Source organism: Teredinibacter haidensis, from assembly GCF_014211975.1.
Lineage (GTDB): Bacteria > Pseudomonadota > Gammaproteobacteria > Pseudomonadales > Cellvibrionaceae > Teredinibacter > Teredinibacter haidensis.
Genome location: NZ_CP060084.1, coordinates 4,154,423 through 4,166,405 on the forward strand (window position 1 = coordinate 4,154,423; position 11,983 = coordinate 4,166,405).

General features: G+C 45.5%; 8 protein-coding genes, 1 tRNA gene and 1 pseudogene. 2 read left to right on the top strand and 8 right to left on the bottom strand.

What is annotated here, in order from left to right; genetic code table 11:
• Window positions 1–4: 4 nt before the first annotated feature.
• Complete coding sequence (locus H5715_RS16895; RefSeq protein ID WP_075186292.1) at window positions 5–970, bottom strand: sulfotransferase family protein; 966 nt, start codon at window positions 968–970, stop codon at window positions 5–7.
• A gap of 175 nt (window positions 971–1,145) precedes the next feature.
• Between H5715_RS16895 and H5715_RS16900 the strand changes: the two genes are divergently transcribed.
• On the top strand, window positions 1,146–2,801 hold the full coding sequence (locus tag H5715_RS16900; RefSeq protein WP_075186291.1) for an alpha/beta hydrolase: 1,656 nt from the start codon (window positions 1,146–1,148) through the stop codon (window positions 2,799–2,801).
• Here H5715_RS16900 and H5715_RS16905 read toward each other — a convergent pair.
• The 4 genes from H5715_RS16905 to H5715_RS16920 form a co-directional block, all read right to left on the bottom strand.
• Entirely contained in the window at window positions 2,795–3,568 is a 774-nt protein-coding gene (locus H5715_RS16905; RefSeq protein WP_075186290.1) for a class I SAM-dependent methyltransferase, read from the bottom strand. The genes H5715_RS16900 and H5715_RS16905 overlap by 7 nt on opposite strands.
• Window positions 3,565–4,668, bottom strand: coding sequence for a GNAT family N-acetyltransferase (locus H5715_RS16910; protein ID WP_075186289.1), 1,104 nt, complete (start codon window positions 4,666–4,668; stop codon window positions 3,565–3,567). The genes H5715_RS16905 and H5715_RS16910 overlap by 4 nt, the downstream gene beginning before the upstream one ends.
• Window positions 4,669–4,711: 43 nt before the next feature.
• A complete protein-coding gene (locus H5715_RS16915) occupies window positions 4,712–7,351 on the bottom strand; it encodes a tetratricopeptide repeat protein (RefSeq protein ID WP_075186288.1) in 2,640 nt (879 codons plus the stop codon).
• Between the two features lie 391 nt (window positions 7,352–7,742).
• Window positions 7,743–7,819 (bottom strand) — tRNA-Arg (locus H5715_RS16920).
• A 305-nt stretch (window positions 7,820–8,124) separates the two neighbouring features.
• Between H5715_RS16920 and H5715_RS16925 the strand changes: the two genes are divergently transcribed.
• Window positions 8,125–8,529, top strand: a complete 405-nt coding sequence (locus H5715_RS16925) for a c-type cytochrome (protein WP_075186287.1) — start codon at window positions 8,125–8,127, stop codon at window positions 8,527–8,529.
• A 133-nt stretch (window positions 8,530–8,662) separates the two neighbouring features.
• On the opposite strand, the gene rep is transcribed toward H5715_RS16925, so the two are convergent.
• From rep to H5715_RS20645, 3 genes and pseudogenes are all read right to left on the bottom strand, one after another.
• Window positions 8,663–10,681: a DNA helicase Rep gene (rep, locus tag H5715_RS16930; RefSeq protein WP_075186286.1), complete on the bottom strand. Its 2,019-nt coding sequence runs from the start codon at window positions 10,679–10,681 to the stop codon at window positions 8,663–8,665.
• A 283-nt stretch (window positions 10,682–10,964) separates the two neighbouring features.
• Window positions 10,965–11,756 (bottom strand): hypothetical protein, encoded by a 792-nt coding sequence (locus H5715_RS16935; RefSeq protein WP_246434599.1) that lies wholly within the window; start codon window positions 11,754–11,756, stop codon window positions 10,965–10,967.
• Between the two features lie 75 nt (window positions 11,757–11,831).
• A pseudogene (locus tag H5715_RS20645) lies at window positions 11,832–11,978 on the bottom strand (hypothetical protein); the annotation flags it as partial.
• Window positions 11,979–11,983: the final 5 nt, after the last annotated feature.

An 11,983-nucleotide genomic window follows, 5' to 3' on the forward strand; every position in this document is an offset into this window, starting at 1 on the left:
TTTTTTACCGTTGGAGCGCAGCACCAAGAAGACGTTTAGCTGCCTTACGTATGAATCTAGATAAATATCTTATTCTTAGTCGTAGAGGCAATACTTTAGGAATTAGATCTTCGCTTATATAGCCTTTCTGAGCCATCGTTCGTCCCGCAACCCAATAAAATTCCTGTTGCTGGGCGTGATTAAGGGAGTTTTTCCAGTCGCCAACTTTCCCTTTTCGGAAAAAGTTTTTTGGCTCAGACCTATTTGTCGTACCGGAGGCTACGCTTTGCCCCGGATTTATAAATGTGCTTTTATCGTATTGATTTGCTTTGAGTTTTTCAAAGGTGTGATTACCGTAAATTGCCTGTATTTCGGCGAGAGAAATGGGGATGTCGAGAAATTGGAATAGGGTTTTTAATGTTTCCGGGCCTGTTGCTAATAGGTCCTCGTAACGAACTTCCAGATAATTACTGGTGAGATGCCTTGCTTTAGCGCATTCTGAGACAGCAGTTGACCATTCTAGTGCTGCGTCTTCAACCGTATTATGGGACCAATTCCGCCCCCAGCTTTTTTTCGCGGCTAAAATAGATGTTGTGACATCACGGCCATCCCGGAGTAGGTGAATTATTTTAGCCTGAGGAAAGCATCGTAAAATAGTTGGAATATGGAGGCTGTTGTTAGGTGACTTCTCTAGAAAATAGGTAGCGCCGGGCTTGGCCGATAGAACGCTGTCAAATACTCCGACAGCAAAACGCGTCAGTAAACGATAAAAACAATTTTCATCGATATAGGCAGAAATCCCGTGAAAACGTAAATCGCTTGTCTGCGGGTAAGCCAACTCTCCTTGCCAGCGCTGTACCAAATGTGAAAAATAATTATTAAATAATTGGCTCTCCTGCCCGGTAGCGATTGCAGCGTGGCTACCCAGCATCAGCTGTAGCCAGGTTGTGCCGCTTCTGCCAGCGCCTACGACAAAAACAATTTTTTCCATTGGTAGATTTTTCGTTTATGGACAAGAGTTCAATTTACCAGATTTCATTTGTGGTGGTATAGTTTTCTCATGCAAAGGGTTCAGATTCTAAGTTGGGTACACTTGATTGAATAAAATATTTCGCAAACCGGGGTTTTACTCGCTCAAATCGGGTGGGATATTCTGTTGGTTACATATGAAAAGCCATGTACCTAAGGCCTTAGCTGTTATCTGCCCACCACTTGGCCAGGAATATATGTCTTCTCATCGCACCCTGCGACATTTGGCGGATGCGTTTGCCGATGTGGATGTTGCCAGTATACGTATGGATTATCTGAATACGGGTAATTCGTCTGACACTGGAGTAGCTTATCCCTCCATGTCGGATTGCATCGAAAGTGTGGTTACTCTCTGTGAGCAACTACAGCGGGACGAAAAAATTGAAAACATCATATTGCTCGGATTTGGATTGGGCGCTTCCATTGCGTTTCAAGCTGCAAAACAGCGCGATATCCACACGCTTGTACTCTGGGAGCCCTGCATCAAAGGCAGGCGTTTGTTAAGAGAGCTTCGCCTTCTGTCCGGTGTTGTGGGTGGGAGAGAGTGCGAGGTCAATGATGTGGTGGGTCTAACGCTAACCGGACAACTAATAGGCGAACTGGAAGCTTTAGACCTGGAAAATGAAGAGCCCACCAAGGCAGCGAATACAATATACCTATACCGGAATGATAGGGGGCCGAGCCAAAAGCTATTGGCTTCCCTAGCTGCAAGTAATACTAACGCGATACAAATGGCTTACGAGGGTTATGAAGGGATCGTTGACTTTCCTACGGAAACGTTAGTGCCATATCACGTTATTAATCGGATCGTCGCCACAGTGTCCCGGCGCGTGCCGGAAACGGCAACTGTGTCGCTCGAGTGCATGAATAAAACGAGTCGTGACAACATTATCGATACAACAGTTAAGGAAGAGCTATTGTTGTTCGGTGCGAACAAACTTCTTTTTGGTGTTCTTGCTCAGCCGGTTGATACTGTCGATAAAAACCAACCGGTCATTCTTTTTTTAAATTGCGGGTCTGAGCACAATGTGGGTCCACACCGAATGTACACACGTTTCTCTCGGAAGTTGGCGGAAAAGGGTGGCGTTAGTTTTCGATTCGATATTGAAGGAATTGGGGATAGTTTTGCAAATGGAAAAAACCAGGACAATATGGCGTACTCTCCGGTAGCAATGAAGGATATTGGTGAGGCGATAATTGTATTGAAAGAATACGGCTTTAGCCGATTTATTTTGTCGGGAATTTGTGCTGGTGCCTATCATTCTTTTAAAGCGGTTTCTGAACTTGGTGAAGGCCTTGTGGAAGATGCCATTTTGGTTAATCCGTTGGTTTTCGATTGGTCCTTTGTTGGTGAAAACGGTGGGGAATACTTACACTCGATTTCCGAGGTGTATCGGTATAAGTCTACTTTTTTCAAACTAAATCACTGGAAAAAGTTGTTGTCTGGTAAATCTAATATTGCCTCTGTACTGGGGGTTTTTACGCAGTATGCAAAACTCAGGGCGTATAACCTGATATCAAGAGTAGTCAAGGGAAATGAAGGTCCTGTTATTAGGCGACTAAACAAAATTGCAGAAAAAAAATGTAGGTTAATGTTGGTTCTTTCTGAGGGAGAACCTGGGTATCAGATCCTAGCGGTAAGTGCCGGGAAAGAAATAAATAAATTGAGGGATTCTGGCTTACTCAATATTATACATATCGATGGGGGTGATCACGGTCTTTCAAAGCGGTTTATGCAGGATGAGCTATACCGTATTATAGAAAGTGTATACCTAAAAAATAGAGGCTACTGATCAGATAGCTGATACAAATGCACAAATTTATCTGTTTTTCTTCGTACTTCCTTGTTCCATATATCGAGTGTGTAATTGTCCTGCGGGTATCGTAACGCTGCGCTCTCTCTAATAAAGGTAAAGCCCTCTCTGGCCAACTCATTCTTAGTAAAGCTCTCATCTATACGGTGCAGTTTTACGGCGGTATTTACATCTTGACTTGGTTTTGACACATGATCCGTTATGAGTAAAAAGCCTCCAGGCTTCAGGGTATGACGCATTTGCTCAAAAAAGTGAACCCTGTTAGCTTCGAATTCTGGTCTATTGGGTCGGTGGACATAGATATCATGAAAGCTGAGGGCTAACCAAATAAAATCTACGTTCCTCGGTAGCTGGAGATCATTCCAAGGCACATCAAGCCGCGTAACGTTTTTAAGGCGATTTTTCTCTAGCCTTTTAGTTAGATCGTCACCGGCAAAATTAACAAATAAAGGGGGGTTAACTATATACACGTGTCCCTTGGGGCCGACGACGTTACTTAATATCTCGGTGTACCAACCACTACCACCAAGGAGGTCAACGACTATACTACCCGGTTTGATGTTTGAAAAAGCCAAAATCTCATCGGGCTTTCGTTCTTTGTCACGCTTTCTGTCAACATAGGGCCGGATTTTGTTGTAATAAACAGCTCTTTGGTAGATGTTTGCATCTTCAAATATTACCGGCGGTTTTGCACCGCAACCGGCTAAAAAACTTAATATTAAGCTTGCGAGGGTTTTTATGTTCATCGTCTTAAAAACTTAATATACAAGTTTCTAAAGGTATATAATAATTTATACAGTGTTGAAAATACATATTGTGCGCTCTCCATGTATATTCCCTCGGAAGCTATGCGGGATTTGTAGTTGCTTAATTTCCCGTTTCCCGCGAGCAAGTCGAATGCTGTAATATCACTGGCTGCAAAACAATTTTCAAGCGCATAGCCAAGCGTGATCAGGCCAATTGACAATTTTTGGTCAGTCATATCCTGAAATCCAAGCTGGAAATTATAGATACTTGAGCCACACTTGATATCAAACGAAGCACCAATAATATTTTCATCCACCTTCAATATAAAGCCTGTAGCGGAAATAATTGCGTTTTTCGATAGCTGGCGGACAAATAATTTATGCGTATCAAATACTATGGGATTATCCCATCGGCTACTGTGGAAATTGGATATAAGAGAAAATACATCCTCAAAAGCATCCTGACCTAATTGAACAAGTTCAATTTTTCCAAGTTTTTGGAGATTTTTTCTTCTGTTGTAGATCTGTAGTCTCGAATTTTTTCCCAACGTTTTTAGGTATTCTTCAAAACTACCTTGGGTATCTACGAGGTAAGAGACGTTTTTCGATTGAATTCTCTTATGGCAATTTGTAGTAGTTACAAACTGATCTAATGCGGTGTAAGTGCAGGAGTTCACAACAACATCTATCATAAATAATTCATCTAAGCTGTAGCGATCTCGGATATACGCGAAAACAGCACTGCAAACATCGTTTCCATTAGGTGGAGTGGAAATAATCTCTAAATATTCCGTTCGAAAGCCGGAGAAACCTTGTTTTGCTGTTCCAAGGAACATAACACGTCGAATATTGGGTAGGTACTTAACGGTAGTATCGATAGAGATGTACAGTGGAGCAATGCCAATTAAGACACCTTTTTTGATGATGGTGAGAACCAGTAACTCATCCGACGGATTCCGATACAGCGTCCACCAGTTATGCATCCAGTGCCATGAGAGAAAGAGCTTGTCTACATTTGATTGATAGAGCAGGTTTTGCCAGGCGTTTTCCATTTCAGAAAACGCTGCATCACTTACAGCTTCTATGTGTAGAGTTTCCATTCTTTTAAGGCTCTTATCCCTTAGGCTGGTTTCAATGGTATTGCTAATTGAAGGACGCCTTTGCTTTATTTAAGTGTTCTTCTATTTCCTTTTCGCCGGGTGCAAGAGCAAAGGCTTTCTCCAGAAGCGTAATTGAACCTTTGTCACCCAATCGATACTTGATATATCCGGCTGTATCCAGTATTGCAGCGCTCTCTGGAGCTAGCTCAACAGCGCGTGTAGCAAGTGTATCAGCCCGTTCCAGTTTGTTTTTTTCTTGATATAGCCAAGCCAAGTTGTTGAGTGCAGGAATACTGCGATCATTTAGTTGAAGTGTCTTTTCGTATAGAGCTATGGCATCGTCGCTGTTGTTCGTTTGTGCATTCATAGCCTGTATAAGTACCGGGCGGAAATTTTTGGTGTCTACACTTGCCCATTCTTTAAAAAACACATCCGATAGTTTGGTTTTTAGCTTTGTGCTTAGTTGAAAAACCGCATTGGCCAGACGCGGGTCTTTGTTTGCTTGCCAACCACTTTCTAGTTCGGAGTAAGCCTCTTCGGGTAAGCTCTTTTTGATAAGAATATCGGCTGTAAACAAGAGAAAAATTGTAGGGTCATTCATCCGGCCAATTTCATCCTGAATTTTTTCAGCCTTGCTAATGGAGCCTTGCTGCAAATACAGATTCCCCAAGTTAATGGCGATGGGTATGGATTCTGGGTGTTGTATCCGGCCACTTTCCAGTAGTTGTATCGCGGCGTTTTGATTCTGGCTTTTTAAATGATAATTTGATTCTGTAGTGATTTTATGGACTTCCAAGAAAGTAATTTGTTCCGTAGTGCTTGCAGCGGAATTTTTAATGTTGTTGATTAAGCTTTCTGCGTGGGAAAATTGTTCAGTGCGGATCGCGTAATCGGCGAGGAATCCATCGAGCTTAACGCGGTGCGCTTCATCTTTGGCAAGCGCACTAAAGCTTCGGGTAATTGTCGACCAATTACTATTGTTTCCAATTTCAGCCTTTAATAGGGCTATCAGATAATCGCTGGAATCGATATTCAGGTTAATCGCCTGTTTAAATGCATGTATGGCTTTGTTCCAGTTTTGTAACTGCATTTCATTGCTGCCAATAAGGAACCAAGTCTTTTCGCTGTTGGGGTTTATATCGATAGCTTTTTCGAGTTGAACTGAGGCCCGATTGGGCCGGCCATTTTTTATATCCATCGCCGCAGTCATCAGCCAGCCAGCTTCGCTATTTTTATCGGAGACTTTTAGGTTGTTTGCGTAGCGAGTTGCTTCCTCGTTGAAGCCGTATCGAAGATAGTTGCCGAATATTTTGAGCTTTTCGTCAGAGTTTGAAAACGTTTTTGAGGCTTTGTTAAGGATGCCGACCGATTTTTGTTTGTCTTGCTCTACTGTGTAATAGTAATTGGCAAGAAATTGATAAATCCTCAAATCTGGAGTGCCAAGCGCTATCGCTTTTTCGAGTGATTGAGCTGCTTTTCTCTGCAGCGACGGTTGATTTAGCGCGGTTAGGCCGTAAAGAGAGTGTAGCTGCAGACTGTTTGGGTTGGATGCCAGTGCTTGCTCTAGAATGCTAAGAGCTTCCTGCTGTCTATCCAGCTTTAGCTCCGCCATGGCTGCCGCAGCACTTAGTCTCGGCGCGGCTGTTTCTGGGTCGACGCTGCCCTGAAATAGCGAAGCGGCTTTATTTGCATCACCGAGCTCAAGATTGACCAAGCCTAACAGAGCTTCGGTAGTTTCTATATTTGGGAAGTCCTGGTGCAGTTTTTCCAGAAGTTCTTCGCCAGCTTTAATGTCGCCTTTCTGGATAGTGGCAATTGCATTTTCCAGTCGAGCTTGTACATCTTCTAAATCTGGATTTGCTTCTTTTAACAGTTTTTGAAAGGGTACCGCATCAGCATAGCGTCCCTGCTGTGTGAGTGTTTTCGATAGTAGGTTTAAGATGCCACTGCGCAGGGGCGTGAGCACGTCCGTTTGCGGGGAAAGATGAAGCGCCTTCATTAAGCTATCTTCCGTCGCTGCATAATTATTTTGGAGAAAGCGGATTTTGGCTTCTGTATAAAGTATGTCAGCATCTTCTGGGAATTTGGATGTCAGTTTGACCAAGGCTTCCTCGGTCTCCTGGGGGGTTGCGGAATTAAATATCGCTATAAAGTACGCGAGCTGAACGCTGCTATCGTCAGGGTATTGTGTTTGTATTGCCTCCAATTGGACGAGGCCTTCGGTAATACGCCCACGGCCGATATGGATTTTTGCTTCGAGCAGTTGAAGTTTTGTCGTGTTGTTGTGGGGAGCAGTAATTTTTTGCAGAGCCTGTTCGGCAGAATAGAATTTACCTAACGAAAGATAGGTTTCTGCAAGAAGAAGATTTAATTTGGGGTGGGTCTCTACGCTGTCCTCGAGTAACGACTGCGCTGCTCGGCTTTGTCCCAACTCGTTATATATTTCCGCCAAGGCGCCAATCGTTTTCGCGTTGGGCGCTTTTTTAATAGCATTGCGAACTTCGAGCATTGCCGCGCGGTACTGGCCCTGTTTAATGTATTTTTCGCTATTCAATAAATGAGAATCTGCAGAGCGAGTATCTTTCTCTGTATTGTTTGATTCGCTGCAACCGGAGCTGAGGGTGAGCAAAAGTAAGGTAATGACTAAGGAGAATATTGGCGAGAGGATGCGTAAATTGGACATGGTCACTATCACTGTGTAGGTCGTTATTCTGAGAGGCTAGTCTATCGGCTGGATGTTGCCGATTCAATGCAGTTATGCAGAATATGCATAGCTAACGTAGCATACTGTTTTTTTTGGTATATGCCAGACAAGTGGTTATTCACTTATTTTTAGTTGTCGGGGGTATCGAGCAGTTGGCTATTTCTTAGCTGCATAGAATGAGGCCAGTTTAATCTTTATGACCTTATGATGACTATGGGTATGGGGTGCCCGTGTCCCTTGAGCGTTGAAGAACGTGCATGGAAGTAATAGTGCCATGGAGCGCAAAGACGTACTGGAGTGGCGAAGGGAGTTCGAATCTCTCCGCGTAACGCATATAAAAAGCCCCGCCTAAAGACGAGGTTCTCATATATGGCGCACCCGGAGAGATTCGAACTCCCGACCAAGTGGTTCGAAGCCACCTACTCTATCCAGCTGAGCTACGGGTGCGGACAGGCTGCGCATAATACCGCTAAGGCGGGATTGCGTCTATCTTTGCCGAAATTTTCCTGGAGAAATTCCGACTAAGTCAGCGTTGTTCTGCCCACCCTCTTCAGGGCTCCTACCTTAGCGTCGCCTTTTTTTGAAAGGCGGGCGTATTCCCGTAAAGAGATGTTTTAATCGTGGAAAAGCTAGGAGGCCAGAACATATTTGGGCTTGATCAGAGCTTCGATAGTGCTTCTTTCAAGATATAGCGGCTATAATCCACATCAATTTTTATGGGATATTCTAGAGCAATCATCAAGGTGGACTATATGAAAGTTATAAAATTGGCAATGATGGGGTTGTTGCTGGCGGGCGCCAGTGCCTTTGCGGCAGATGCCGATATAGCAGCGCGGATAGCGCCAGTTGGCGAAACCTGTATGGCCGGTGAGGATTGCGCTTCTGCTGCTGTACCTGTCGTTGCAGACGCTGCTGCTGGTCGTCCGGGTGAGGTGGTATATCAACAATGTGCTGTATGTCATGCTACTGGGGCTGCTGGCGCTCCAAAGTTGGGAGATGTGGCAGCCTGGGGGCCTCGCGTTGAAAAGGGTATGGATATACTCTATGCCAGTGCGATGAAGGGCTTTAAGGGTATGCCTGCCAAAGGTTTGTGCTTTGATTGCTCTGATGATGAGCTAAAAGCGGCTGTGGACCATATGGTGGAAAAGTCGAAGTAGACCACAGGATATAATTGGGAAGAGCCGCGCCAGAGGGCGCGGTTTTTTATGCCCGGTGTCTCTGTTGTTGTGTGTGTTAGGGTTTTGCCGGGTTAGCTCAGAAGATCGACGGTTTTCCTGGGGTTAAAAGCCGTCAATCAAACATACTTTTGATCGATGAAAAGGTTTCGGCGCCTTTTTTCTCCAGCTGCTCTTTACTGACGGGGCTAAAGCCCTCTCGTTCAATGTCCTCCTCGGGTAATTCATCTAGAAAACGACTATAGGTCGTTTCGACTTTTTCGCCGAATTGTTTGCGGGTTTTGGTTAGCGTCATGGTTAGTGTCTTTTGGGCTCGGGTGATACCCACGTAGGTCAGGCGACGTTCTTCCTCGATATTGTTTTCTTCAATACTGTTGCGGTGAGGCAGCAGTTCCTCTTCCATTCCTACAAGGTAGACATGGGGGAACTCTAGGCCCTTTGAGGCATGAAGCGTCATTAGTTGCACCCGGTCGGTTACATCTTCTTCATCCTGTCGGTCGAGCAAGTCCTGCAGAACAAGGCGGGCCACTGCTTGATTAATACGTTCTTCACCGGTAAGCGTTTCGTCTTCGTTTTTCTCCAGTGAAGATCGAATGGAATCCACCAGAATCCATACATTGGCCATGCGCTTTTCGGCGACGGTTGGCGTGGTGGTATTCTGGTAGAGCCAGCCTTCGTAGTCGATGTCTTCGATCATTTCCCGTATGGCAGCGATAGGGTCATTATTGTGGCAGTTGTCGCGCACACGATGCAGCCACGCGCAGAAGCCCTGCAGACGTTCTAGGCCTTTTTTAGGAATGATTGACTGTAGCCCAACTTCTTCGCAGGCAGTTAACAGGCTGATTTCGCGCTCGGTGGAATAGGTTCCCAATGCTTCTAGGGTGCCGGTGCCAATTTGTCGCCGTGGGGTGTTAATCACGCGTAGAAAGGCGTTGTCGTCGCTCGGGTTGACCAGCAAGCGGAGATAGCCCATCACATCTTTGATCTCTGCGCGGGCGAAAAAGCTGGTGCCACCGCTAATGTTGTAGGGGATTTGGTGGTGTTGGAGCTTTAATTCTAGCAAGCGGGATTGGTGGTTGCCGCGGTAGAGCACTGCGAAATCACGAAATTTACACTGACGGCGCAGTCGCTGGGTAAGGATTTCCGTGGCGACGCGTTCTGCTTCCGCATCCTCCGTGGTGCAGCGAATGAGCCTAAGCGGTTCGCCCAGTCCTAGTTCGCTCCACAGAGTTTTATCGAATTCGTGGGGGTTGTGCGCGATGAGTTCATTGGCGACTTTTAGAATGCGCGCCGTTGAGCGGTAGTTCTGTTCCAGCTTGATGAGTTGGAGGCTAGGAAAGTCCTGCTTTAATAAGCTGAGGTTTTCTGGGCGGGCCCCCCGCCAGGCGTAAATGGACTGGTCATCATCACCCACCACTGTCAGCGCACCGCGGTGACCAACAAGGTGTTTGACCAGTTCGTATTGGCTAGAGTTTGTGTCCTGATATTCGTCTACCAACAAGTAGCGGATGCGCTGCCGCCAACGCCCGAGAACTTCTTCATTGGAGGCAAAGAGCTGGGAGGGGAGGCGAATTAAGTCGTCGAAATCGACTGCATTGTAGGCTCTTAAGGCCTTGTTGTAGCGTTCATATATCAGGGCCCAGGTTTGTTCCCCTGCACTTTCAGCCATTTCCAGGGCTTGCTGTGGCTCTACAAGGCCACTTTTCCAGTTGGAAATCTGATGTTGGACGTTTTGGATTAAATCCGTATCCAGATCACCGTCCTTCAACATGATTTCTTTTATAAGCGCGCCAGCGTCCTCGGCATCGAAAATGGTAAAGCCGGATTTGTAGCCCAAATGCTTGAGTTCGCGGCGGATGATATTCAAGCCGAGATTGTGGAAGGTCGACACGGTAAGGCCTCGCGAGGCTCGGCCATTCACCAGTTTTCCGACGCGCTCCTTCATCTCACGAGCGGCCTTATTGGTGAAGGTAACCGCCGCGATATGGCGCGCAGGCATACCGCACTGCTCTATCAAGTAGGCGATTTTACGCGTGATAACGCTGGTTTTACCACTCCCGGCTCCGGCCAGCACGAGGCATGGACCATCAATGTAGAGTACGGCTTCTTTCTGACGGGGGTTTAGCTGCGCCACGCTGCGATCCTGGGATAAAGGGCGAGCGATTTTAACAGATTCTGGTCTGTTAATAATCTGTTAGTCATCGTTTGTGGCGTTAGGTTACAGGCTGTCGACAGTGTTACAGCGAGATGAAACAGCGCATAACCGACAGAAAGAGGGGCGTTAGAGGTAAATGTTTGAACGTACCTACTAGCATTGGGACTGTATTTGGGCGGTGATCAGCGTTTCCCTAGAAATAAGTGGGGGCCGCAAAGCTTTCAGATACTCCCATAGTGCTGGTAAATTTTATTTGGAGCTATTAGTTGAGGTTGTCAATTTCAACAATGATCCGTCGAATAATATGCAAAGCGGAATCAATACCCTGCATATCCGTATACAAATTCCCATCATTCCCTGAGTGATGGCCGTGCCCAATAGGTTTCATTACAAAAACGAGATGCTCGGAATCCAAATCAATTGTTGTTTGATAAATAATGGACGGCTGCGCTGGGTTTCCGCTACCGCTATAGATGGGGTCTTCCGGATAACGGTCTTTTGTATAGTATCGGTTGTAGTCGAACGAACGGTTTATCTCGGCCAGAACCTGGAATCGACGTAAGGACTGGGGCAGGCGAGCTTTAAGTGTGAAGTGTCCTTTTGGTGTGGCGCCTGTGAGCGCGTCAAGTTTAGTGGCCTGGTTGCCCTGCTGCCATTTGTGTAACCAGTAGGGAAACGATTCTTTTCTTTCAACAATATCTGTTCGCAGTGGGTCGTGAGGAAATAGAAATGAGTAGCCGGTTTTAGCGGTAATAAATAACGTGCGAATATGGTTGTTTTCCATATTTTCTAACCAAAAGACCATCTGCGGCGGGCTGGTAATTATTTTTCCCCATATGAAGGGGGAAGCTCTGTCGCGGTAATTCTCGCCAGCCTTAACTTCGATACTAAGAACGTTTAATGCACTATCGACGTTTAGACGGAGCGTTTGATTTTGTTCGTCTACCACAACAGCCGTTTGCTTAATTTTATGACTGAAATCGAGAAAAGAAGATACAGGAATTAGCCTAAGGTAGGTTGCGGTTGTGGCCAGGAGAATTGTTCCTAAGGCCATTGCAACAATGGTTAGCGATAACCGGCGGGTAAAGTAGCTTGCGAGTATTGTAAAATTATTACGGAGGTGAAAGATCGCGGTGATTACTAATAGAAATCCAAAGCAAATATGAATGCCATAAAAAAATGAGTTGTAAGGTATGAAATATAAAATTACCCCGCTTACGGAGAGAGCTAAAAAAATGATTAGGAGAAAAAGAGATGCATAGAGTTTGTTTTTCATGCTAT

Excerpts from the sequence above, each read along its gene's own strand:
- H5715_RS16900 (WP_075186291.1), top strand. The coding sequence starts at position 1,146 with ATGAAAAGCCATGTACCTAAGGCCTTAGCTGTTATCTGCCCACCACTT.
- H5715_RS16915 (WP_075186288.1), bottom strand. The coding sequence starts at position 7,351 with ATGTCCAATTTACGCATCCTCTCGCCAATATTCTCCTTAGTCATTACC.
- H5715_RS16935 (WP_246434599.1), bottom strand. The coding sequence starts at position 11,756 with ATGGCCTTAGGAACAATTCTCCTGGCCACAACCGCAACCTACCTTAGG.
- H5715_RS16925 (WP_075186287.1), top strand. The coding sequence starts at position 8,125 with ATGAAAGTTATAAAATTGGCAATGATGGGGTTGTTGCTGGCGGGCGCC.
- H5715_RS16910 (WP_075186289.1), bottom strand. The coding sequence starts at position 4,668 with ATGGAAACTCTACACATAGAAGCTGTAAGTGATGCAGCGTTTTCTGAA.
- H5715_RS16905 (WP_075186290.1), bottom strand. The coding sequence starts at position 3,568 with ATGAACATAAAAACCCTCGCAAGCTTAATATTAAGTTTTTTAGCCGGT.
- H5715_RS16895 (WP_075186292.1), bottom strand. The coding sequence starts at position 970 with ATGGAAAAAATTGTTTTTGTCGTAGGCGCTGGCAGAAGCGGCACAACC.